We start from the raw sequence: 23668 nt of genomic DNA, 5'->3' as shown, positions 1-23668 counted from the left end.
TAATGGGCTTTTACGCTCAGAGGATCATTGCCTGCGCCATCACAGCGGCGATCCCCCCGTACACCAACATGGGCAATACGGTCTTTTTGATAATTTTGCCTTCGGCATTGCCGATCCCGAGGATTGAGCAAACGGCGATAATATTGTTCAGGCATATCATGTTGCCCATCGCTCCCCCGACGGATTGCAGTGCCAGCGTCAGGTTGACGTTTAGCCCGCTGCTCAGGGCGATAGACTGCTGGATGCCGCCGAACGTCAGGTTGGAAACGGTATTGGAACCGGAGAAAAACGAACCCAGCGCCCCAAGGAAAGAAGAGAACAGCAGCCAGCTTTCCCCCGTCAATGCCGCCAACGCCTTGCCGATGAGGATCACCGGCGCATTGTCGCCGCCCAGCATCATCAGGTTGACCATCACCAGCGCACCAAACAGGGCGATAAAGGGTTTAGCCACGCGCCCACCGGTTTCTGCGAACATCTGTTTTACCTGCCTGCAGTTCAGCCGAAACAGGGGAATACACAGCACGACCACCAGCAAGAAAGGGATCAGTGCGGGTACATACAGCGTTTTGTAGCTGGCGGCGGCAGAAGTGCCGAACACCTGCTGCAATTCAATGATCAGGGCATTGCTGACGCGTAGCTCACCCACGTTGCCGAGGCTCCCTTGCCACAGCAGTGCGCTGCTGTTGAGCAGCGCTTTGATGCCCAACTGGTGGATACGGGTCACTATCAGAATAGCAATCAGCAGCAGGGTCGGGGTCATTGCCTTGATGACCTGAACGAATGGCACGGCCTGGGGAGATGTTTTGCCTTCGCAGCGGGTCAGGCCGATGCCGGCACGCGCCAACAGCACCGACAGCATCAGGCCAATGGCGCCGCCCACCAGAGCCGGGAATTCATAGTTAACCTGTGCCAGCAGCAGGTAAGGCACCGTGCAACTCAAGACGCTAAGTAAAATAAACGGCAGGTTATAGCGAATTTCACGCCAGGAAACGATAAAACGCAGCGCCAGCAATGGGATAACAAATCCGGCGACAAAGTGGATCAACGCGGTCTGACGGCCAATTTCCAGCAGGCTGGCATCGGATAACCCCAAATTGGCAAAGCCGAACCAGGTGGGCGTGCCGACGGCACCGAATGAGACGGGAACCGAGTTCATGACCAGCGTCAGCAGCGCAACGCGCAGGGGGTTAAAACCTAGCCCGACCAGAATGGGGGCGGCAATGGCGGCTGGCGTGCCGAATCCGCTGGCGCCTTCAATCATAAAGGCGAATGCCCAACCGATAATCATCAACTGAGCAACCGGATTGGGGCTGATATTTTCCAGCCAACGACGAACCACGTTTTCCGCACCGCTGATTTGCATCAGCTTATTCAGCAAAATCGCGCCGGCAATAATGGTTATCGGGGTGAAAACCGACACCAGTGCGGTAATGATATTGGCGTGCAGCAGCAGGGGCAGACTGTCGAACCAAAACATTTGCACGCCATACACGGCAGCGGCCGTTAAGGGCAGCGCGATATAAGAGGGCACACCGTTCTTTTTGGTCATCATCCAAATCAGCAGGACGATCGGCGCAATACTGAAAAACAGGGACATAAGAGCCTCAGCGTTATTATTGTTATTTGTAGAGGTATGTAGCCGGAAGGTTAATTACCGCAACATTTTCATTCTAATCACAACGCTGGCTGATGTTCTATTCTGCAATTTTCCAGGATGGGGATGTGGGGCGGTATAGTGACTCTGCGGGATGATTTCCGATTATTGGGTTTGTTTTTATTTGATTTAAAATCAATTGGATATAATTTTTTGTTGTGTGATGAATGTGCTGGGTCACATTGATTACACAATAATTACCAATAGATTATATTCAAAAATGGAGTAATCCCGCGGCTCGCTCACGAGCCAACGAAAAATAATTATGTGACTCACTTCAAAAATAGTGGCTGATATTCTGATAGGACGCAATGATATGTTCGATCAGCAGCCGGGTTTTTAACGGTAAATTGCGGGTATAAGGGTAAACCGCGTAAATACCTAATACCTTGCCACAGTGGCCGCTCAAAACCTCCACCATGGTCCCTTCCTGTAAATCCTCGTACACCATGCAGCGTGGCACCATGGCAATGCCATAACCGGCGATCACCGCCTTGCGGATCGCCCGGGCGTTATTGGCGGACAGGTTGCCACTAACCTGCAGTTCATAAATCTTGTTGCTGCCCGGCTGCTTCATCAGCCAGTTGTCGGTGCCGCTTTCCTGATAGGTATAGGTCAGACAGTTATGCTCGAGCAGGTCGCCTGCTGACTGCGGCTCAGAATATTGTTGCAGATAGCTGGGCGAGCAAACGATCACCCAGCGGGAGTTCAGGATCGGACGGGCGATCAGGCTGGAATCCGGCAGGGTGCCGGTGCGGATAGCCAGATCTATCCCTTCGTTGACCAAATCAGCGAAGCGATTTTCCAGCCGCATTTCCACCTTCAGGTTCGGGTGAAGGGCACAAAATTCCGCCACGCTTTCACTTAACAACAATTCCCCTGAAATGGTTGGCACCGACATGCGGATGATGCCGGTCAGTTCATCGCTGTGTTCACTGATGACGTTCAGGGCTTCCTGAGTTTTTGCGCTGATTTCTTTGGCCTGACGGTACAGGCTTTGGCCGTTTTCGGTTAGCGTCAGGCTGCGGGTGGTGCGGTACAGCAGGCGTGCGCCGAGAGATTTCTCCAGGCGACCAATGCGCTTGCTGACCACCGAGCTGGTGATGCCGGCGGTTTCAGCGGCTTTGCTGAAAGAACCGCAGTCAACAATCAGGGCGAACAGGATCAGGTCGTTGGCGTATTCATGTGTGGGCAGCATCGGTGGGTGTTTCCTCGTCCCGGAGTAACGGCCAGTGTAAATCCTCAGGTTCAGGAATCAATCGTTGGCGACAATATGAGAATTGTTATTGATATCACTTTTTGGCCGCTTACAATGCCTGCCATCTCAAGATTTCAGGCTAAGGGTTCTTCATGGAGTTGCTACGGGTGGTTTACCGCCAGTATCGCTGGCCGTTTCTGGCGGTAATGGCGTTGACCATGGCCAGTGCGGCGCTGGGTATAGGCATCATCGCCTTTATAAATTTGCGGCTGATGACGGTGGCGGGTAACCCGCTGGCCGTATTGCCTGAGTTCCTCGGGCTGCTGGCGTTGCTGATGGCGGTCACGCTGGGCTCGCAGCTGGCGCTGACCACGCTCGGCCACCATTTTGTGTTCCGACTGCGCGGCCAACTGGTGAAACAGATCCTGGATACCGATATCGAGCGGATAGAGCAATTGGGCAGCGCCTCACTGTTGGCGAGCCTGGCCAGTGATATACGAAATATCACCATTGCCTTTGTTCGCCTGCCGGAGCTGGTGCAAGGGGTGATACTGACGCTGGGGTCGGCAGCCTATCTGGGCTGGCTATCTCCGCAGATGCTGGCGGTCACCGCCGTTTGGGTCGCGGTGACGGTATTTGGCAGCGGCTGTCTGGTCTCGCGGGTGTATCGTCATTTGACCAGCGTGCGAGAGGCCGAAGAGCGCCTCTATGAACACTATCAGTCTGCGATTGACGGCCGCAAAGAGCTGGCATTGAACCGCGATCGTGCAAAAGCGCTGTACCAGCAGGCCTACCAGCCGGATGCCGAAGATTATCGACAGCACATTATCCGCGCCGATACCTACCATCTCAGTGCGGTGAACTGGTCGAATATCATGATGTTGGGGGCGATTGGTTTGGTGTTTTACATGGCCAACAGCCTGGGCTGGGCCGATACCACCGTCGCGGCCACCTACTCGCTGACGTTGTTGTTCCTGCGTACCCCGTTACTGCAGGCGGTGGGGGCATTCCCGACGCTGATCGGTGCCGAAGTTGCCTTCGGCAAGGTCAAAGCGCTGCGACTTGCCGATTATCAACCCGAGTTTCCTGCGGTAGCGGCCAAAGCCTGGCAAACCCTGGAGCTGCGCGATGTGATGTTCCACTATGGCGCGACGGAGCAAAAAACGGGGTTCGCCGTTGGGCCGATCGACCTGAGGTTGCAACGTGGTGAACTGGTCTTCCTGATAGGCGGTAACGGCAGTGGGAAGTCGACGCTGGCGATGTTGCTGACCGGGTTATATCAGCCGGTCAGTGGACAAATCTTGCTGGATGGCGTGCCACAGACTCCGAACGATATGTCTGACTATCGTCGTTTGTTCTCCGCCATTTTCACCGACTTTCATCCGTTCCACCATTTGCAGGGGCCTGAAGGCGAACAGCCGGATGCCGAACTGGTGGAAAGCTGGCTTAACCGTTTGAACATGAAAAGCAAATTGCAATTCGACGGCCTGCGGGTAACTAATCCACAGTTGTCGCAGGGGCAGCGCAAGCGACTGGCGCTGCTGCTGGCAGTGGCGGAGAAGCGGGATATTTTGCTATTGGACGAATGGGCGGCGGATCAGGATCCGCAATTTCGTCGAATATTCTATCGTGAACTGCTACCGCAGTTACGCGCTTTGGGTAAAACGGTGTTTGCCATCAGCCATGACGATCATTACTTCGAACATGCCGATCGGCTACTGCAAATGCGTGACGGGCGCCTCAGCGAGTTGACCGGCAGCGAACGTGAACGTGCCAGCAAGGACTCGGTTTCGCAGATTGACTGAAATTAATATCACCCGGCCTGCACTATTGGGCTGGGTTATCCATTCTTCTCGCATGGCGCTATCCGCTAAAATCAGCATATCCCCGCGTTTCAGAGTCACTCTCCGGCCTAAATTGTCGCCAATTTAACTTAAGTTATGCTGATTAATTGTGTTTTGATTTATTGAATAGTGGTTTAATTTTGATCTACCTGCTTGTGCCACACTGCGGCTTGTCGATTAATCTACCCCAAATCTGGCGCCAATGACCTGACTAATCCTGTTGTCTTTCTGCTGCATACCTGACTTTAGGTACATGACTAGCAGATATTTTTTAAATTTCTATAGGAACAAACTTCTTTATTGATCGTTTAAATAGATCAATAATTGCATTTTGATTAGTTTAATCTATTAGATGAGGCGGCTGTGATAAGCAAGGATGACGCGGATATCAAACGTAAAGCTTGGCTGTGCGTATTTATCGGCTGCGGGGTGTTTTGGCTGGCCGTTGCCGCCGTGATTTATTGGCTGCTTATTTAGGAAACAAATCGATGGACAAAAAGCGCGTAAAGAAGAAAGGGGGCGCCCGGGATGACAGCCCGGTCAAGATCCCCCCTTTATGGCAGTTGACCCAACAACAACGGGATTTTATCAACGATCTCTGGCAGGACGATGCCACGGAACCCGTACCGAAACCGGCCACCCGGCCCGGCGTTAACGAATAACCCTATTGCGCCCGGCCAATATGCCGAACAGCATCTGCAGCAGCGTCAGGCCCAGCAGAATGCTCAGCGGCAACTGCCAGCCCTGAGTCAGGTCATGTAACAGACCGAACAGCGTCGGCCCCAGCGCGGCCAGTAAATAGCCTACCGATTGCGCCATGCCTGACAGTTGCGTGGCCTGGTGATGATGGCTGCTGCGCAGGCCAAAGAACGACAGCGCCAGTACCAAAGAACTTCCCGCCCCCAGACCGGCAAAAATCAACCAAATCAGAGAATAGGTTGGCAGCAGTAGCAGCCCGGCGACGCCGATAAAAATCAGCAGTGAACTGCACAGCGCAATAGCCCGCTGATCGCGTGCGCGCGGCAGAATAAACACCATCACAAAGTTGGCGGCGATGGCCACCACCTGATAGATAAACAGCTCAAACCCCGCCTGCTGCGGCGAGGTGCCATGGCTGGCGGCGAAGGCGCTAAACCAGCCGATAATGGTATAGAAGGTGATGGACTGCAGGCCCATAAACAGCGCCACCTGCCATCCGAGCGCACTGCCCCAGGGGGAGCGGGGTGACGCCGGCTGAACCGCCGGGGCATCGGCAGTCACCGAAGTTGCTGGACGGCGCAGCTGCGGCAGCCAGACTATCAGCGCCAATAACGCAGGCAGGCTCCAGCACAGCAGGGAAAAGCGCCAACCGAGACCATTCAACCCCGCCAGCGGCACCGCCAGACCCGAAGCGGTTGCGGCCACCAGTGACATCACCGCCGCGTAACCGGCAATCATGGCGGCGGCACGGCCTGGAAAGTCGCGTTTCACCAACGTCGGCAGGACCACGTTGGCAAATGCGATAGCCGCGCCGATCAGGATAGTGCCCAGCCATAACATGCCGGGCTGCGGCAGGGAACGCAGTGCGATGCCGAAAACCAGCAACAACAGTGCCATACCCAGAGTGCGTTCAATCCCCAGGCGTTTGGCCAGGCCAGGAGTCACTGGTGACAGCACGGCAAACAGGATTAACGGCAACGAATTAAGCAGGCCGGCCGCGGTGGCGGACAGCAACAACTGCTGCTGGATCTGTTCCAGTAACGGTCCGACGCTGGTGAGCGCGGCGCGCAGGTTGGCCGCGACCAGCATAATGCCGGTGACCAGTAATAATGGGTGGCGTAAACGGCTGCGTTTTAGGGGAGCAGACGTTGGGGGTAAGACAGATTGGGGCATCAGTTCCTCGCACCAGGGCAGGCAGTCAATCAATACTGCATGGCATGATGCGTTGATTGACGTTAACGCTTACGCATCGGCAGCGGCCAATGTCTGCGCGCAAGTGTAGGGAAGAACCCCTGACCTGACAAGGGGCAGGTTTTGCGATGTATGCGCCGTTCCGGCGTCTGCGACGCAATGCCGGGAGGGGATAATTGCTGTTATGTGATCCCGATCACCTGATGAAATAAAAGTCAGCCAGCCGGGCAGCTGCACCCCCTCTTTCGTTTTCTGCCGCGCATTAGACTCCTCACCCCGGCAGCCGCGCCCACGCAGAGATTTCACTTTGCCTTTCACTGCCGCTTAATATTTTCATTTCATTTCGATCCGAAAGGTTTTTAGCCTCTTTTTCTGCTAAAACAGCGCTGTAACCCCGATCACAATTTCATTGCTTTCGCTTTGTTGTAATGCCAGCGCAGTAGAGCGAAAGCCATCTTCTCCCCGGCCCGGCCGGAAACCTGAGGACCGCAGCTCATGCCAGTGAATACCGCAAAGCGACGTGAACACATTATCGACTTGTTATGCGAGCACGGCAGCGTGCGCGTGGAGCAGCTCAGCAAACAATTTGCAGTATCCACGGTGACGATCCGCAACGATCTGCGCTTTCTGGAACGAAAAGGGTGTGCGCTGCGGGCTTATGGCGGCGCGATGCTCAATCAGCAATTCGCCTTCGATCGCCCGTTGCATGACAAAGGGCGGTTAAACCGCGACGTGAAGTCGCAGATCGCAAGCGTAGCGGCCAGCTATGTGCGTGATGGCGATGCGCTGATACTCGATTCCGGTTCCACCACCACTCAGATAGTGCCGTTCCTCAAAGGGCGACGCGATCTGGTGGTGATGACCAATGCGCTGAACATTGCCTATGAGCTTTCAGGTAACGATGGGGTGGAGGTGATGGTGCTGGGCGGCAGCGTGCGCCGTAACTCCTACTCGCTCTACGGTCCGGCTGCCGAGCAGCAATTGCGCCAGTACCGCTTCGACAAACTGTTTTTGGGTGTCGACGGTTTCGATCTGGTTGCCGGCATCACCACGCCTCACCCCGGTGAGGCCCACCTCAATCGCGTGATGTGCGAGGTGGCGCGCGAGATCATCGCCGTGGCGGATGCCAGCAAGTTTGGTCGCAAGAGCTTTTGCATGATTCGCGAAGCCGGACAAATTCATCGGCTGATTACCGACAGCCTTCTTCCGGACGATTACGAGCGGGCGTTAACCGAGTTGGGCGTGGAGGTTGTCATTGCTGACCGGTAGTACGGCGCCTGCGTGGGGGTTTCATGCAGCAGTTGTTACAGCTTGTTGAGCAGCACAAGGCCGGAAAACCGGTTGGGGTATTTTCCGTTTGTTCCGCTCACCCCTGGGTGCTGAAAGCGGCCCTGCGACAGGCCAAAGCGCGTGGCACGCCGGTGCTGGTTGAGGCCACCTCGAATCAGGTCAATCAGTTTGGTGGTTACACCGGCCAGACGGCGCAGCAGTTCCGCGATGCGTTGTGGCAACTGGCGGATGAAGTGGGGTTGGCGCGGGATCGTCTGTGGCTGGGAGGCGATCATCTCGGCCCCAATGCCTGGCAGGATCGACCGGCGGAAGAGGCGATGCAACTGGCGGAAACGCTGATCGACGATTATGTGCGCGCGGGTTTTCGCAAAATTCACCTCGATTGCTCCATGTCCTGCGTTGGCGATCCTTTCCCGCTCAATGATGAAACCGTGGCCGTTCGTGCGGCCCGGTTATGTAGCGTCGCGGAACGCGCCTGGCAGCAAAGTGGCGGCGAGCCACCGGTGTATGTCATAGGTACCGAAGTGCCGGTGCCGGGCGGCGCGCAGGAGGCGCTGGAAGGCATGCAGGTCACCACGCCACAGGCGGTCCAGCAAACGCTTGAGGTACATCGCCTGGCCTGGCAACGGGCAGAGCTGGTCGATGCCTGGAGGCGAACCATTGCGCTGGTGGTACAGCCGGGCGTGGAGTTTGATCATCACAGCGTAGAACACTACCAGCCACAGCGGGCTCATGAACTGAGTCGTTTTATCGAACGTCAGCCGGGCATGGTCTACGAGGCGCATTCAACGGACTACCAACCCCCGCAGGCCTATCGGCAACTGGTGGGCGACCATTTCGCCATCCTGAAAGTCGGCCCGGCGCTGACCTTTGCCCTGCGTGAGGCGCTGTTCGCCCTGGATCATATTGAACGTGAATGGCTGGGCGAGCATCAGTCGGCGCAGCTGTGCGCCACGCTGGAACAGGTGATGCGCGAGCAGCCACAGCAGTGGAGTCGCTATTACCACGGCAACCCGCATCAACAGTATCTGGATCGCCACTACAGCCTGAGCGACCGGGTGCGTTACTACTGGCCGCAGCCGCAGGTTCAGCAGGCGGTAGAGGGGCTAATTGACAACCTGCGCCGCAATCCGGTACCGCTGGCGTTGTTAAGCCAGTATCTGCCTGAGCAGGCCCGCGCGATGAATGCCGGCGAACTGAGCGAGGATCCGCAGGACTGGGTGATGCACAAGGTGACGCAGGTGCTCGATGATTATCACGCTGCCTGCTACCCGGAGGTGCACTGAAATGCCGAATATCCTGATGACCCGCATTGATAACCGACTGGTACATGGCCAGGTCGGCGTTACCTGGACCAACACCCTGGGGGCCAATCTGGTGGTGGTGGCCAACGATGAAGCGGCGGCCGATCCGGTGCAGCAGAACCTGATGGACATGGTGGTGGCGGAGGGGGTGCAGACGCGTTACTTCACGCTGCAGAAAACCATCGACGTGATCCACAAGGCAGCGGATCGCCAGAAGATCTTTTTAGTGTGCAAAACGCCGCAGGATGTATTGCGGCTGGTGCAGGGCGGGGTGCCGATCCGCTTCGTGAACGTCGGCAACATGCATTTCGCCGAGGGCAAGCGGCAGGTGCATAAAACGGTCTCGCTGGATGAGGGTGACGTGGCCGCCTTTCGCGAACTGGCGGCGCTGGGCGTCGAGTGTGAGGTGCGTCGGGTGCCGGATGAAGCGGGTGAGCCTGTCGACAAATTGCTGTTTTGAGTTTGGGGGAAATCATGTTGACTGATGCGTTATTGATTGCACTGCTGGCCGGGCTGGCGGGGGTCGATCTGTTCGACGGCCTGACCCACTTCCACCGTCCTGTGGTTCTGGGGCCGCTGGTCGGCCTGATCCTCGGGGATGTCTACACCGGCTTGCTGGTCGGTGGCACGCTGGAACTGGTGTGGATGGGCATGGTGCCGCTGGCGGGGGCTCAGCCGCCGAACGTGGTGATCGGCGGGGTGATTGGCACGGCGTTCGCCATTCTGACCAAAGCCGATCCCAAGGTGGCGATTGGCGTTGCGGTGCCGTTTTCGATTGCGGTGCAGGGCTGTATCACGCTGCTGTTCACCCTGTTTTCACCGATGATGCATCGCTGCGATCGCATGGTGAAAGAACTGAACTGGCGCGGTATTGAACGGGTGAACTATCTCGGTATCACCATCCTGTTCGCGTTCTATTTTGTGGTGGCGTTTCTGCCGATTTATTTCGGTGCCGACGCGGCCAGCGCCATGGTGCAAAAGGCCCCGGTCTGGCTGTTGGACGGCTTGGCGGTGGCCGGTGGCATGATGCCGGCGATTGGTTTCTCACTACTGATGAAAGTGATGATGAAAAAAACCTATGTGGCCTATTTCATCCTCGGTTTTATTTCCGTCACCTTCCTTAAATTGCCGATCCTGGCCGTGGCGCTGGGCGCGCTGGCGATCGCCCTGATCGACTTCTTTAACAGTCAACGGGCCGCTGCCGACCCGCTCAAACAACCTGTACCCCAGGAGGATGCTGAAGATGGCATTTAACGATACCGACGATCTGCTGGCGCAAAAAGCGGAAAAACGTATGGCGCAGGCGCTGGCCACCAGTCAGGTGGAGCAGGACGACTACGTCGATAGCCAGCCTGCCGAGGCGTTGACCCGCGGCGATATCAACCGGATGGCCTGGCGCTCGTTGCTGTTGCAGGCGTCGTTCAACTATGAGCGTATGCAGGCCGGTGGCTGGCTGTATCAGTTGATCCCGGCATTGCGCAAGATCCACCGCAATCCGCAGGATCTGTCCAACTCGATGAAAATGCACATGGAGTTTATCAATGTGCATCCGTTTGACGTCACCTTCCTTTCCGGGTTGGTGCTGGCGATGGAGCAAAACAAAGAGAAGATCTCCACCATCCGTGCGGTAAAAGTGGCGCTGATGGGGCCGCTGGGCGGTATTGGTGATGCGCTGTTCTGGCTGACGCTGCTGCCGATCTGCGCCGGGATTGGTGCCTCGCTGGCGCTGGAGGGCAGTCTGTTTGGGCCGATCGTCTTCCTGCTGTTGTTTAACGTCTTTCACTTCGGGCTGCGCTTCGGGCTGGCTCATTATGGTTATCAGGCCGGTACCAGCGCGCTGGCGCTACTGAAAACCCATACCCGGCGAATATCCCACGCCGCCTCGATTGTCGGCATGACGGTGATCGGTGCGCTGGTGGCTTCGTATGTTCATCTTTCAACCCCGCTGGTGATGCATGCCGGCAAAGCCAGCGTGGCGCTACAGACTGATGTGCTGGACAAGCTGATGCCCAACCTGCTGCCGCTGTGCTTTACGCTGCTGATTTTCTTCCTGATGAAGCGCGGCTTCTCACCGGTAAAACTGATCGGCGTGACGGTGGTGATTGGCGTGGTGGGCAAGTTTATCGGTTTATTGTGAGGAGCGATTTATGCCAGGCATTGTGATTACCGGTCACGGCGGTTTCGCCAGTGGCCTGTTGCAGGCGGTTGAACAGGTGGTGGGGCCGCAGCCGTACTGCGTTGCGGTCAATTTTCCCGAGCAGATGAGTACTGGCGAGTTAAAAGCGGCGTTGATCTCGGCGTTGGCCGAAGTGGCACAGCCGGACGGCGTGGTGTTTCTCACCGATATGCTCGGCGGTTCGCCGTTTCGCTGTGCCAGCGAACTGGCGGATACGCACGGGGATTGTGAGGTACTGACCGGGGTGAATATGCAGTTGGCGGCGGAAATGATGCTGGAAAGGGACGGGCTGAGCCTGGACGAATTCCGCGAAGTGGCATTGGAGTGCGGCAAGCGTGGGTTGACCAGCCTGTGGCACGAAAGACGCCGGGTAAAATGTGAAGACGTACAGACCGACGGCATTTGAGGCAAGCCGGGTGACGCTGCGATGAGCACCACCCGGTTGATTAACCGGCGATAGGCAGGGGGCTTAGTGCCATACGGGCCGGTTGATTCTCTTCTGCGCGGCTAAAGCGCCAGCAGCTCTGGTGGTATTTCGCCACGCTGTTGCGGTGCGCCACGCTGACCAATGTCACCTGCGGCAGCTCATCGACTAACAGGCAATACATCAGTTGCTCAGTTTCATCGTCCAGCGCGCTGGTGGCCTCGTCGAGGAACAAAATATCCGGGCGGGTCAAAATAGCGCGGGCGAATGCCAGCCGCTGTTGCTCGCCTGGCGACAGGCGGTGGCTCCAGTTGGCGCTGGTGTCCAGCCAGCGTTGCAGATGCTTCAGACGGCAATTTTCCAGCACTTTCAGCAGTTGCTCATCACTGTATTCGGCCGCAAGATGCGGATAACTGAGCGCCTCGCGCAGCGTGCCGATGGGAATATAGCTGCGTTGTGGCAGGAATAAGGCGCTGCTGGCCGCGTCGCGGCCAATGGTGCCGGAACCGTAGGGCCAGATCCCGGCGATAGCACGCAGCAGCGTGGATTTACCGCAGCCCGAAGGGCCGACGACCAGCACTTTCTCACCGCGTTTCAGCGTCATCGACGTTGAGCCCAGTAAACTTTGACCGTCCGGCAGTTGCAGGCTGAGACGATCGAGGATCAGCGGTTGGTCGTTCTCTGCTTGCAGTTGAATGCCGCGTTGCTGATGGTGTACCTGATCCACGGCGGCGTTAAAACCGGCCAGACGGTTAACGCAGGCTTTCCAGGTCGCCAGATCGCTAAAGGCATCGATAAACCATGACAGCGCCCCCTGTACCTGGCCAAAGGCGGAGGCGATCTGCATCATGCCGCCCATCTGGATAGCGCCGGAGAAGTAACGCGGAGCCGCCACCAACAGCGGGAAAACAATGGCAAACTGGCTGTAAAAGTTAGAGGCGATGTTCAGCCGACGGGTGATGCGCATGATTGACCCCCAGTTGGTACGGATGTTGTCAAAGCGGTCACCCAACTGTTGCGCTTCGCGCGGTTCGCCGTGATAAAGCGCGATGGCATCGTTGTTTTCCCGGATACGGATCAGCCCAAAACGGAAGTTTGCCTCATAGCGCTCCTGATTAAAGCCGAGCTGGACCAGCGGCTTACCCACCCACCAAATCAGCAGCGAACCCAGCACCGCATACAGCAGGGCGAACCACACCATATAGCCGGGCAGGGTGACGGCATGCTGATGGATAACAAAGGTCATTGGCCCGCTGACGTGCCAGAGAATGGTGATAAAGGAAAACAGCGTCACCAGGCTGGAGAGCAGCCCGAGCGACAGCGACAGCGTGTACTGGGTCAGTACATTGAGATCTTCGGCAATACGCTGGTCCGGGTTATCGACGATCTGTTGCTGTTCGGTATGGTAATAGGCCTGATGCGCCAGCCATTTACCCATAAACTTTTCCGTCATCCAGCGCCGCCAGCGCATCTGCAGGCCCTGCGTCAGGTAAATTTTATAGACTGCCAGCACGATAAAGATCAGCGCCAGATAGGTAAAACGCCACAGTTGTGCTTTGAATACCGGATAGTTTTTGTTTTGCAGCGCGTCGTAAAACACCTGGTTCCACTCATTGATCTGTACGCTGATGTACACCAGCCCGAGCGACAAAGCGACAATGGCGATCAGCATCGACCAGGCTCGCAGTTTCTCTTCCGATACCCAGAAGGGCTTAATCAATTGCCAGACGGCGTGTTTGGGGGTTGGGGTTGCGTTCATGAGGTCTCGTTAATTCTGCATTTTTTTCAGCATGGGCCGCAGGCAAGTAACAAACAAACCGGGACTGTAAGCAGTTTTAACGCGGCTAACCTTTTGAAATATTGTGATTGAATCGTCAGAGGTGAAGCCGAGAGGGATGGCGGTTATACTGGCGCCGAAATTTGGCTTGTTTACTGCGGAAAGGATGAGTGATGAAGGCGTGGGTTCCCCTGCTGTTGGCCTATGGTGCGCTCACCAGCGGCCTGGCGACGGCACAGATTGATGAGCCGGATATTGATGCCGATTGTCACAAGGTGGCGAGCTATGCCGAGCTGGGGAAAAGTGCCTACCAGCGCGGTGATTACCCACGCGCAGCCGACGTTTTCCGCGATCAGGCCGCCTGGAGTGAGTTCTGCGGTCTCGCCAATCAGGCGACCGCCACTGCTTACAACAATGTGGCGCTGGCGCTGATGCATGCCGGTGAACTGCTCAAGGCACGCGCCTATCTGGAACTGGCGCCACAGGACAGTAAATCCCAACATAATTTGAAACTGCTGCAGCAGCGCCTGGCGAAGCAACCGCCGTCGAACGGACCGGGTGGCGTCTACTGGCAGTACGCCGGGCGCGGCGTATGGAGCGAAGTGGAGGTCAAGCCACAGGACGGCCGCTGGCTGATCAATTATTCCGGCTATTATATGCCGCAAATGGGGTTGTATTACGGCCCGAATATGGGCGAATTCGCCGAGGTGTTGCCGATTGAACAGGGCAAGGCGCTGTACCGTCAGCGGGAGCCGGAGGACTCGATGGCTTGTGATGTGACGATGCAATTCAGCGCGGATGCGCTGGAAATGCACACCAAAGGCGACTGCGGTTTTGGTTTTAACGTGCGGGCGGAAGGACGCTTCGTGCGGGTCGAATAATCAGCCCCGGACATTCAATATCCTGAATGTCCGGGCACTGTAACAGGCATTACGCCCAGGTAGCGGCACCGCTCAACAACTCTTTCCAGGCTTCAACATTCCCCAGATAGTTGCCCGCCGGGATCTGGCGCAGCTGGCCTTCACTGTCTTCAAGCGCAAAGGTCGGGAAGCCTTGTCCCTGAACTTTGGCCAGCAATGCCCGGCTTTGCGCGATGTGTTGCGCGGTCGGGGCACCGGCGTTAAAGCGCATCTCGGCGATGAACGGGGCAGAGGCCAGGCCCAGCTCTTTCGCCAGGGCCTCCAGCACCGGCGTATCGGCGATGCGTCGACCTTCCTGATAATGCGCTTCCTGAATGCGATGCAGCATATCCAACCCGCGTCCCGCCAGCGCTTGCGCCGCCAGTATCGCGGTAATCGGCGGCTCTGAGTCCATCACTGCGCTGGTATCACGCAGCAAGCCATTGAAATAGGCTTCGCCAAAGGTTTGTCCGGTTAACTCCGCAATACGTTTGTCGTGCGGGATAACATAATTACGCCATTCGTCCGTGATTTGGCGGCGGTTGTTGCCGGTCATCATGCCACCGGCGTGCAAGGCAATATTCAGCCCTGGAATGGTTTTGGCCGCCTTCACCAGCGGGGCTGCGCCATAGCACCAGCCACACAGCGGATCGAAAATGTAATGCAGAGTCGTGCCGGTCATATTTATTCCTCGTTATCCCCGCCCTCTTTCAAGGGCGGGTTGCAGTAACGCCGTAGTCTGTTTATTAAGGCGGGCTTATTGCGGCCACTTCATTTCGCCTTTCAGCACCTTGGCGCTCAGTTCCAGGCTCGATTCATCTTTCAGGTTCGGGTAATGCTTTTTCATTGCCGCCACCAGTGCAGCAGAATCTTTGGCTTTCGGCAGTTCAGCTTCCAGCGTGGTCAGATAGTTCTGGGTAAAGGTCACGGATTTCAGCGTCTGGTCGGCACCCGGCAGGAAATGGCCAGGGACAACGACTTTCGGTTTCAATGCTTTGATGCCTTCCAGCGTTTGCTGCCAGTGCGCGCGGGATTCAACGCTCTGGTTATCGGCGACCCACGGATGGATGTTGTCGCCCGCGACCGGAACACCGCCCACTACCGCTTTCAGCGCCGGGATCCACACATAGGTACGCTCCGGCGTTGGGCCGGTCAGGCCTTTCACTTCCACTTTCTGGCCGTCAACGGTGAAGCTGTCACCCTGCAACGCCTGTGGAACCACCACCGCTTTCGGTGCATTGTCTTTCAGGATCGGGCCCCAATAGGCGACTTTGCCGTCTTTGGTGGCGTTGATTTCTTCGATGGTGCCTGGGGACGCGATGATTTTCGCCTGTGGGAACGCGGCTTTAATCACGTCCAGACCAAAGTAGAAATCTGGATCTGAATGGCTGATGTAGACGGTGGTCAGCTTTTTGCCGGTGGCCTTGATCTTTTTCACCAGTTCTTCTGCGTCGTTGCGCTGGAACTGGGCGTCAATCAGCGCCACTTCGTGTTTACCGCTGATGATCTCAGAGGACACCGGGAACACGCTTTTCTCACCTGGGTTGTACACTTCCATGGTCAGAGTGTCGGCGGCGGTGGCGTAGGCGCTAAAGGTGGTGATGCCGGCGAAGGCCAGGGTCAGTAATGATTTGTTAAACATGGGCAGAGGTCCTTGGGTAGCGATTAAATGTTGTGTAGATGTTAGGTTGCATAAAGCGATAGAAAAACCGGATAATGAGCAATTATTCATTGCGTAAATCGGACGAATCATGGATCGCATTACCGCAGCTGAGGTTTTTATCACCATCGTTGACCGTGGCAGCATGATTGCGGCGGCAGAAACGCTGGAAATGTCGCGAGCCATGGTGACGCGTTATCTGGCCCAAATGGAGCAATGGGCCGGGGCACGTTTGTTACACCGAACTACCCGTAAGCTTAGTCTGACTGACGCCGGTGAGCGTACATTAGAGCGCTGCCGACAGATGCTGGCGCTGGCGGGGGAAATAGACCTGGTCGAGGGGGAACAGAGTGATGAACTACGCGGCCTGCTGCGGATCACCTGCTCGCAGTCGCTGGGCCAGACGGCGCTGGTGGGCGCGGTAGCACAATACCTTAAGCGTCATCCGCAGGTGGCTGTGGATCTGCAAATGAATAATCGCGCAGTGAATCTGGTCGAAGAGCGTATCGATTTGGCGCTGCGAATTACCAATGAGCTGGATCCCAATCTGATCGCCCGACCGCTCTCTTCCTGCGCCTCGGTGGTCTGCGCTGCACCGGCCTATCTGGCGGCGCATGGCACGCCGCGTCATCCGCAGGATCTGGCGCTGCACAACTGCCTGACTTACTCCTACTTCGGTAAAAGCCTGTGGCATTTTGACCACCAGGGGGTGAAGTCGGCAGTCGCGGTCAGCGGTAATCTGAGCGCCAACGAATCGGTGGTATTGATGGCGGGTACGGTGCAGGGGGCAGGGGTTTCCATGCAACCTTATTATTCGGCGGCACCGCTGCTGGCCAGCGGCGAACTGATTGAGCTGATGCCGGATTATCGGCCCCAGTCTATGGGCATTTACGGCATTTATACTTCGCGTCGGCAGATGCCGGCGACTCTGAGGACCATGTTGGACTTTTTAGTGGAGTGGTTTGCCACCGATGCCGGCTGGCGAGCGACGTTGCGCTGATATCATTAACGCCGCAGTAACATTTTCACACATTTTTCATCATTAGCGCATTCAAGCGGTTAGCGAGTTTACCGGGGCATTTTGTGCGCTGTCGCGGCTCTGTCACTGGTTAACTGATGGGGCGACGTGTAGTTTTTGTAGCGTGAGAAGAGTGAATAAGACTTAATAATTATAGGGTTAAATAGATATCCCGGCTCTTTGAACATCCTCTCTGACCTTTTCACGGGCAGCCTGTCAGGCTGGCCGATAATTTTGTGTTTTTTTACCAGCCTCGCGCGCCTGACGCCGGGGCTTTGTTGATTGGGAGCGTTACGCATGCCTGTTTCTCTGCTCGCACTGGCATTAAGTGCATTTGCTATCGGCACCACCGAGTTCGTAATTATGGGGTTGCTGCCGGAGGTCGCGAGGGATCTGCAGGTCTCTATTCCTTCCGCCGGCTGGTTGATCAGCGGCTATGCCCTTGGCGTGGCTATCGGTGCACCGATCATGGCGCTGCTAACGGCGAAGCTGCCGCGCAAAAAGACTCTGCTGCTGCTGATGGTGATTTTCATCTTCGGCAATATTATGTGCGCGCTGAGTTACAGCTACGATTTCCTGATGCTGGCGCGCATTATCACCGCCCTGTGCCACGGAGCATTCTTCGGCATTGGCGCTGTAGTGGCGGCGAATCTGGTGGCTCCCAACCGTCGGGCTTCCGCCGTGGCGTTGATGTTCACCGGTCTGACATTGGCCAACGTGCTGGGGGTACCGATCGGCACTGCACTGGGGCAAGCATTGGGCTGGCGCTCAACCTTCTGGGCGGTGACGGTAATCGGCGTATTATCCCTGTTGGCGCTGTATAGCAAGCTGCCGACGGTCAAGGATGAACAACCGACCGACCTGAAAAAAGAGCTGACGGCACTGCGTGGCGGCGGCATCTGGCTTTCGCTGCTGATGACCGTGGCCTTTGCCGCATCGATGTTCGCGCTGTTTACCTATATTGCCCCGTTGCTGACCGAAGTGACCGGAGTTTCGTCACATGGCGTGAGTTGGACGCTGTTGTTGATGGGGGTTGGCCTGACGCTGGGTAATATCCTTGGCGGCCGTCTGGCAGACTGGCGTTTGCCGCTGACCCTGACCTGTACTTTCCTGGTTATCGCCTGTTTTGCGGCGCTGTTCAGTTGGACCAGTCACTCAATGGTGCCGGCGGAAATCACCCTGTTCCTGTGGGCCGCTGCGGCGTTTGCCGCGGTGCCTGCATTGCAGATCAACGTGGTGACCTACGGTAAAAAAGCCCCCAACCTGGTCTCTACGCTGAATATTGCCGCGTTCAACGTCGGTAATGCCATCGGTGCCTGGGTAGGCGGCGTGGTGATTGCGCAGGGGCTGGGCTTGACCAGCGTACCGCTGGCCGCAGCAGGGATTGCGCTGCTGGGGCTGCTGCTCTGCATAGTGACCTTCAGCCGTGCCAAGCGCCCGGCTAGCGTGTAATTACCGCAGCCAGGCGGGCGGGGAGTGTCTGCGCCTGCTGTTGCAAATGCTGAGTAAAGGCCGTGACCAGCGCCGACGATGGGCGATGCAGCGGCCGGATCAGACTGACGGTAAAGGGGACCTCAACGCTGAATGGCCGCACATGGACGCCGCTGCCGGCGTAATCGAGCGCCGTCAGCGGGTTAACGACCGACACTCCCACTCCCGCTTTAACCATGGCGCAGACCGATGCGGCGCTATGGGTTTCCATCACCAGACGGCGGTTGACTCCTTCCTCACTGAACAACGAATCCAGTAGCTGGCGATAGCTGTCGGTGTTCGACAGGCTGATAAAGTTTTGCCCGGCAAAGTCCTGCGGCGTCAACACCGTTTTCGCCAGCAGGGGATGCCCGGCCGGCAGTACGCACACCTCGTTCAGAGTCATCAGCGTCATGCGCTCGGTCCCCGCCGGGGTCAGGGTATTTTCTGTGAGTCCCAAATCGTGGCGCTGCGCCGACAGCCACTCCTCCAGCAGTGGTGATTCCTGCGGTATTACGCTGAAATTCACTTCCGGATAGCGATCGATAAAAGGTTTGCACACCGCGGGCAGCAGTGATTGCGAGAACACCGGCAGGCAGGCAATCGACAGCTGCGCCTGCCGGAACTGGCGGATACTGGCGGCGGCGGCGGTGATACGATCCAGACCGTAGTAGGAGCGCTGAACCTCTTCCAATAGCCGCAGGCCTTGCACCGTTGGGGATAACCGCCCGCGAACCCGTTCGAACAATTGCAGCTGGATTAGCTTCTCAAAGCGCGCCAGCTCACGGCTGACGGTGGGCTGCGAGGTTTGTAGCAGCGCGGCGGCTTCAGTCAGGTTGCCGGTGGTCATCACCGCATAGAAGATTTCAATCTGGCGTAGCGTTATCGCGTGCATCGGCAGCTCTTTTAATCAGTAAAGCCATATCATAAATGAATAGACTCTGGCTAAATAGATATTTTCCATCCAGGAAAGCGTGCGGCAATATTGGGGTATTAGAGTCACTAAATTTTATTCAGGGATACCACCATGCCACGTGCTTTACACGATACGACGACTGCCCTCAATGCCGCTAACCTGTTGGCCCTGCCTGAGCGCTTTGGTTGCCCCGTATGGGCTTATGACGCCGCTATCATTAGCGAGCGCATCAGCCAGCTGCGTCATTTCGATGTTATTCGTTTTGCCCAAAAAGCCTGCTCGAATATCCATATTCTGCGCCTGATGCGTGAGCAGGGCGTCAAGGTGGACTCGGTGTCGTTGGGGGAGATTGAGCGTGCATTGCAGGCCGGTTTTCAGCCGGGTGGTGAGCCAAGTGAGATTGTGTTTACCGCCGACGTGCTGGATCACGCGACCCTGGCGCGCGTCAGCGAATTGAAAATTCCGGTTAACGTCGGTTCGATCGACATGCTGGAACAACTGGGCCAGCTTTCTACCGGACATCCAGTGTGGCTGCGCATCAACCCAGGTTTTGGGCACGGCCACAGCCAGAAAACCAATACCGGCGGCGAAAACAGCAAGCACGGCATTTGGTATGCCGATTTACCGCAGGCGGTGGCGAAAATTCAGCAGTACGGCCTGAAATTGATCGGTGTGCATATGCATATCGGTTCGGGCGTGGATTACCAGCATCTGGAGCGGGTGTGTGACGCCATGGTGCAGCAGGTGATCGATCTCGGCCAGGATATCAGCGCCATTTCCGCCGGTGGCGGCCTGTCAATCCCTTATCAGTACGGTGAAGAGGCTATTGATACCGAGCACTATTTTGGCCTGTGGAACAGTGCCCGTGAGCGCATTGCCGCGCATCTGGGGCATCCGGTGAGCCTGGAGATTGAACCTGGGCGTTTCCTGATGGCGGAAGCCGGGGTGCTGGTGGCCGAGGTGCGCGCGGTGAAAGACATGGGCAGCCGCCACTTTGTGCTGGTGGACGCCGGTTTTAACGATTTGATGCGTCCGGCGATGTACGGCAGTTACCACCATATTTCTCTGCTGCCGGCCGATGGCCGCGATACAGCCAACCAGCCGCTGCGCGATACCGTGATTGCCGGGCCGCTGTGCGAATCCGGTGATGTCTTTACCCAGCAGGCCGGTGGTGGCATTGAAACCCGCGAACTGCCGCCGGTGCAGGTCGGTGATTATTTGGTGTTCCATGACACCGGTGCTTACGGCGCGTCAATGTCATCGAACTACAACAGCCGTCCATTGCTGCCGGAAGTGCTGTTTGAAAACGGCGAAGCGCGATTGATTCGCCGCCGCCAGACCATTGAAGAGCTGATTGCGCTGGAACTGATCTGATGCTCTCGGGCGCAGTTCAGTACTGCGCCCGTTTCACAGAGACATTCGCCGGTGCTGGCCGTTGGGGAGCGCGGTGCGCAATCAGCGCCAGCGCCCGAAGGAATCAGTTGGCGTAAGGCCCCGGTATCACGGACTCCCGCAGCCGAAGTTCACCGGTGAAAGGCGTAAGTGGCTGTATATCCTCCCCCTTAATCAGGCGGAAAGCCTGGCTGATGGCGGCTTCGATCATCACGTCGATCGGCAGATAAACGGTAGACAGCGCCGGTTGCAAATAGGCGGCGCTGGGTTCGTCGTCAAAGCCGAACAGTGAGACATCCTGCGGCAGGCGTTTGCCTGCATCGTGCAACGCTTTCATTGCGCCGACCGCCATGTCGTCGTTACAGGCAAACAGGGCGCTAAAGCCGCTACCCCTGGCCAGTAAACTACGCACAGCCTGGTAGCCGCTCTGTACGCTGCTGTCACCATAGGCTACGCGGGCGTCGTCGAAGGCAATGGTGTGATGCTCAAGTGCCTGCCGATAACCGGCTAACCGAGCCAGGGCGGTAGGCGTGGCAATCGGCCCGGTAATGCAGGCTATCTCGCGATGTCCTTGCCGAATCAAATAATCCACCGCATGGAAGGCGGCTTTCTGCTGTTCGAAGGACACACAGCGTGCGCGGGCCTGTGGCAGATCGCGGTTGATCACCATGATCGGCACCGGCAGGCTGTCCAACAGGTTCATCAGCGTGGGCTCGGACATAAAACGGGTATACAGGATGATGGCGTCACAGCGGCGATCGGCCAGCAGTTGCACCGCCTGCAGTTCGTCTTCCGGCGTGTCGTGGCCATCGGTGACAATCAGATGTTTGCCGCTGGCCTCGATCAGCTTGGCGGCTTTACGCAGCAGGCGGCCGAAGTAGGGACCATCGAAGTTGGAAACCACCAGCCCGATACTGTTGGAGCTTTTATTTGCCAGCGATTGGGCCAGGAAATTGGGGCGGTAGCCAAGGTCGTCCATGGCCTTGAACACCGCGTCGCGGGTGCTCTTTTTCACCTGGCCGGTGCCATTCAACACACGTGAGACCGTGGCTTTAGATACCCCCGCGCGAATGGAAACATCCAACATGGTGATCATCAATGGCTTACCCCTTTCAACATCCGCTGTGGCAAATAATGCTCAGTCTAGCATAGGGTTAGCCCTTGGCTGCGCGGCTTTTTATCGCAGTGATTGCGTTGTGGTGAAACGCTCGTAGACTGTTCTCTGGCAATGAGAATAAGGGGAAGGCTGGATGACTGATATTGTGCTTCTGGCAGATTATCCGCAGCACCGGCAGCGGGTGATCAACTGGCTATGGCAGGCATTCGGCAGTGAAAACAGCAGGGCATTTTTCGCCAGCGTGGTGGACAGTGGTCTGCGTGGGGCAGACCTGCCCATCACTTTTATTGCCTTGCAGGGGGACGAACTGGTCGGCACCGTCGGTCTGTGGCGCTGTGATTTAATCAGCCGCCAGGATCTGACGCCCTGGCTGGCGGCGCTGTATGTCGATGAAAGCCAGCGCGGCAGCGGCCTGGGCTTGCGGCTGCAGCAGCATGTACAGGACTACAGCCGCCAGGCCGGCTTTGACGAGCTGTATCTCTACAGTGACTTCAGCGGCTATTACGAACGTCACGGCTGGCACTATATCGGCGACGCGCTGGACTACCCTGACCGCCCGGTGCGGCTCTATCACCGCGAGCTGGGCTAGTTCTGCTCGTAAACGTTATTGATGCTGGCCACCGAGTGGCGGCGCACCAGCGTCGGGCTGAACATATTGGTGATCTCCGGCAGCGGCTGGTTATTGGCCAGCGCCAGTGCCAGTTCGGCCGCCTGGGTCGCCATGGCCACCACTGGATAGCGGATGGTGGTCAGGCGGGGGCGCAGATAGCGTGAAATCAACACGTCATCAAAGCCAATCAACGACATTTGGCCCGGCACATCCACGCTGTTGTCGCTCAGCACCGAGAGCGCACCGGCGGCCATCGAATCGTTATAACAGGTCACTGCGGTGAAGTTTTTACCGCGCCCGAGCAACTCGGTCATCGCTTGTTCACCGCCGATTTCGTCCGGCTCTCCGTAGGCAATCAGCCTTTCATCTACCGCAATGCCATGCTCCTGCAATGCATCGAGATAACCCTGCAGGCGGTCTGCGGCGTCGGAAATTTGGTGGGTGGAGCAGACGATGGCAATACGCTGATGCCCCTGTTGAATCAGATGGCGAGTCGCCAGCCAGGCACCATAGCGGTCGTCCAGCGCCACACAGCGCGATTCAAAGCCCGGCAGCGTGCGGTTAATCAGCACCATCCCCGGGATCTGCTGCATCCAGCCGCTTAACTCAGTATCGGTCAGCTTTTTGGCATGCACTACCAGTGCTGCACAGCGGTGACGCACCAGTTGTTCAATCGCCTGACGCTCTTTTTCCGCCTCATGGTAACCGTTGCCAATCAGCAAGAAGTTGTGGGTAGCGTAGGCCACCTGTTCGACCGCTTTGACCATAGCGCCAAAAAAGGGATCGGACACGTCGGAGACGATCAGCCCCAACGTTTCGGTCGATTGCTGCGCCAGCGCGCGGGCGTTGGCGTTTGGGTGGTACTGCAGTTGTTCCATCGCGGCCAGCACGGCGGTGCGTGAGCTTTCACTGGCCTTCGGGGAATGGTTTATTACGCGGGATACCGTGGCCACGGAAACACCCGCCAGCCTGGCAACATCCTTTATGGTAGCCATATCTGTCATACATCCTGGGTAATCGCTTACATTC

The 23668-nt window shown here is 57.0% G+C and carries 23 protein-coding genes; 14 read left to right on the top strand and 9 right to left on the bottom strand.

What is annotated here, in order from left to right; genetic code table 11:
* Positions 1 to 16: 16 nt before the first annotated feature.
* Complete coding sequence (locus tag SERS4_RS0120495) at positions 17 to 1597, bottom strand: L-lactate permease (RefSeq protein WP_017893840.1); 1581 nt, start codon at positions 1595 to 1597, stop codon at positions 17 to 19.
* Between the two features lie 334 nt (positions 1598 to 1931).
* Positions 1932 to 2852, bottom strand: coding sequence for a LysR family transcriptional regulator (locus SERS4_RS0120490; RefSeq protein WP_017893839.1), 921 nt, complete (start codon positions 2850 to 2852; stop codon positions 1932 to 1934).
* A 152-nt stretch (positions 2853 to 3004) separates the two neighbouring features.
* Here SERS4_RS0120490 and SERS4_RS0120485 point away from each other — a divergent pair, with 152 nt between their 5' ends.
* The 3 genes from SERS4_RS0120485 (at position 3005) to SERS4_RS27190 (ending at position 5358) form a co-directional block, all read left to right on the top strand.
* Positions 3005 to 4657 carry a multidrug ABC transporter permease/ATP-binding protein gene (locus SERS4_RS0120485; protein ID WP_017893838.1) on the top strand — a complete coding sequence of 551 codons (1653 nt, stop codon included), beginning with the start codon at positions 3005 to 3007 and terminating at the stop codon, positions 4655 to 4657.
* A 402-nt stretch (positions 4658 to 5059) separates the two neighbouring features.
* Positions 5060 to 5173, top strand: a complete 114-nt coding sequence (locus SERS4_RS26570) for a YmiA family putative membrane protein (RefSeq protein ID WP_017893837.1) — start codon at positions 5060 to 5062, stop codon at positions 5171 to 5173.
* An 11-nt stretch (positions 5174 to 5184) separates the two neighbouring features.
* The gene (locus SERS4_RS27190) at positions 5185 to 5358 is read left to right on the top strand and encodes a hypothetical protein (RefSeq protein WP_017893836.1); all 174 of its coding nucleotides are present in this window, start codon (positions 5185 to 5187) and stop codon (positions 5356 to 5358) included.
* Here SERS4_RS27190 and SERS4_RS0120470 read toward each other — a convergent pair.
* Positions 5348 to 6568 (bottom strand): MFS transporter, encoded by a 1221-nt coding sequence (locus SERS4_RS0120470; protein WP_026142512.1) that lies wholly within the window; start codon positions 6566 to 6568, stop codon positions 5348 to 5350. The two genes, SERS4_RS27190 and SERS4_RS0120470, sit on opposite strands and share 11 nt — an antisense overlap.
* A gap of 513 nt (positions 6569 to 7081) precedes the next feature.
* Here SERS4_RS0120470 and agaR point away from each other — a divergent pair.
* The 6 genes from agaR to agaF are packed head-to-tail and all read left to right on the top strand — an operon-like array spanning position 7082 to position 11762.
* Positions 7082 to 7855: a transcriptional repressor AgaR gene (gene agaR / locus SERS4_RS0120465; RefSeq protein ID WP_012146552.1), complete on the top strand. Its 774-nt coding sequence runs from the start codon at positions 7082 to 7084 to the stop codon at positions 7853 to 7855.
* Between the two features lie 23 nt (positions 7856 to 7878).
* Positions 7879 to 9162 (top strand): D-tagatose-bisphosphate aldolase, class II, non-catalytic subunit, encoded by a 1284-nt coding sequence (locus SERS4_RS0120460; RefSeq protein WP_017893834.1) that lies wholly within the window; start codon positions 7879 to 7881, stop codon positions 9160 to 9162.
* 1 nt (position 9163) lies between these two features.
* Positions 9164 to 9640 carry a PTS N-acetylgalactosamine transporter subunit IIB gene (gene agaV / locus SERS4_RS0120455; protein WP_017893833.1) on the top strand — a complete coding sequence of 159 codons (477 nt, stop codon included), beginning with the start codon at positions 9164 to 9166 and terminating at the stop codon, positions 9638 to 9640.
* A gap of 14 nt (positions 9641 to 9654) precedes the next feature.
* Positions 9655 to 10434 carry a PTS N-acetylgalactosamine transporter subunit IIC gene (gene agaW, locus SERS4_RS0120450; protein ID WP_012146549.1) on the top strand — a complete coding sequence of 260 codons (780 nt, stop codon included), beginning with the start codon at positions 9655 to 9657 and terminating at the stop codon, positions 10432 to 10434.
* Complete coding sequence (locus tag SERS4_RS0120445) at positions 10424 to 11317, top strand: PTS system mannose/fructose/sorbose family transporter subunit IID (protein WP_017893832.1); 894 nt, start codon at positions 10424 to 10426, stop codon at positions 11315 to 11317. The genes agaW and SERS4_RS0120445 overlap by 11 nt, the downstream gene beginning before the upstream one ends.
* Before the next feature lie 10 nt (positions 11318 to 11327).
* The gene (agaF, locus tag SERS4_RS0120440; protein WP_017893831.1) at positions 11328 to 11762 is read left to right on the top strand and encodes a PTS galactosamine/N-acetylgalactosamine transporter subunit IIA; all 435 of its coding nucleotides are present in this window, start codon (positions 11328 to 11330) and stop codon (positions 11760 to 11762) included.
* Positions 11763 to 11802: 40 nt separating this feature from the next.
* Here the strand turns inward: agaF and SERS4_RS0120435 are convergent, their stop codons facing one another.
* Positions 11803 to 13539: an ABC transporter ATP-binding protein/permease gene (locus SERS4_RS0120435; RefSeq protein WP_017893830.1), complete on the bottom strand. Its 1737-nt coding sequence runs from the start codon at positions 13537 to 13539 to the stop codon at positions 11803 to 11805.
* Positions 13540 to 13730: 191 nt separating this feature from the next.
* Between SERS4_RS0120435 and SERS4_RS0120430 the strand changes: the two genes are divergently transcribed.
* Complete coding sequence (locus SERS4_RS0120430) at positions 13731 to 14438, top strand: hypothetical protein (RefSeq protein WP_017893829.1); 708 nt, start codon at positions 13731 to 13733, stop codon at positions 14436 to 14438.
* 49 nt (positions 14439 to 14487) lie between these two features.
* On the opposite strand, the gene SERS4_RS0120425 is transcribed toward SERS4_RS0120430, so the two are convergent.
* Positions 14488 to 15138 carry a DsbA family protein gene (locus tag SERS4_RS0120425; RefSeq protein WP_017893828.1) on the bottom strand — a complete coding sequence of 217 codons (651 nt, stop codon included), beginning with the start codon at positions 15136 to 15138 and terminating at the stop codon, positions 14488 to 14490.
* 75 nt (positions 15139 to 15213) lie between these two features.
* Positions 15214 to 16098 carry an MBL fold metallo-hydrolase gene (locus SERS4_RS0120420; RefSeq protein WP_017893827.1) on the bottom strand — a complete coding sequence of 295 codons (885 nt, stop codon included), beginning with the start codon at positions 16096 to 16098 and terminating at the stop codon, positions 15214 to 15216.
* 109 nt (positions 16099 to 16207) lie between these two features.
* On the opposite strand from SERS4_RS0120420, the gene SERS4_RS0120415 reads away from it, so the two are divergent.
* Complete coding sequence (locus SERS4_RS0120415) at positions 16208 to 17116, top strand: LysR family transcriptional regulator (RefSeq protein WP_012146542.1); 909 nt, start codon at positions 16208 to 16210, stop codon at positions 17114 to 17116.
* 315 nt (positions 17117 to 17431) lie between these two features.
* Positions 17432 to 18586: an MFS transporter gene (locus SERS4_RS0120405; protein WP_017893825.1), complete on the top strand. Its 1155-nt coding sequence runs from the start codon at positions 17432 to 17434 to the stop codon at positions 18584 to 18586.
* Here SERS4_RS0120405 and SERS4_RS0120400 read toward each other — a convergent pair.
* Entirely contained in the window at positions 18576 to 19499 is a 924-nt protein-coding gene (locus SERS4_RS0120400; RefSeq protein ID WP_017893824.1) for a LysR family transcriptional regulator, read from the bottom strand. The two genes, SERS4_RS0120405 and SERS4_RS0120400, sit on opposite strands and share 11 nt — an antisense overlap.
* Before the next feature lie 132 nt (positions 19500 to 19631).
* Between SERS4_RS0120400 and lysA the strand changes: the two genes are divergently transcribed.
* Positions 19632 to 20894 carry a diaminopimelate decarboxylase gene (lysA, locus tag SERS4_RS0120395; RefSeq protein WP_017893823.1) on the top strand — a complete coding sequence of 421 codons (1263 nt, stop codon included), beginning with the start codon at positions 19632 to 19634 and terminating at the stop codon, positions 20892 to 20894.
* 103 nt (positions 20895 to 20997) lie between these two features.
* On the opposite strand, the gene SERS4_RS0120390 is transcribed toward lysA, so the two are convergent.
* On the bottom strand, positions 20998 to 22008 hold the full coding sequence (locus tag SERS4_RS0120390) for a LacI family DNA-binding transcriptional regulator (RefSeq protein ID WP_017893822.1): 1011 nt from the start codon (positions 22006 to 22008) through the stop codon (positions 20998 to 21000).
* 154 nt (positions 22009 to 22162) lie between these two features.
* On the opposite strand from SERS4_RS0120390, the gene SERS4_RS0120385 reads away from it, so the two are divergent.
* Positions 22163 to 22618, top strand: coding sequence for a GNAT family N-acetyltransferase (locus tag SERS4_RS0120385; RefSeq protein ID WP_017893821.1), 456 nt, complete (start codon positions 22163 to 22165; stop codon positions 22616 to 22618).
* Here the strand turns inward: SERS4_RS0120385 and galR are convergent.
* Entirely contained in the window at positions 22615 to 23634 is a 1020-nt protein-coding gene (galR, locus tag SERS4_RS0120380) for an HTH-type transcriptional regulator GalR (RefSeq protein WP_017893820.1), read from the bottom strand. The two genes, SERS4_RS0120385 and galR, sit on opposite strands and share 4 nt — an antisense overlap.
* Positions 23635 to 23668 lie beyond the last annotated feature (34 nt).

This window comes from Serratia sp. S4 (assembly GCF_000347995.1).
GTDB lineage: Bacteria > Pseudomonadota > Gammaproteobacteria > Enterobacterales > Enterobacteriaceae > Serratia > Serratia quinivorans.
The sequence above is the reverse complement of the archived record's forward strand: the minus strand, read 5'-3'. Positions and strand labels throughout refer to the sequence as shown.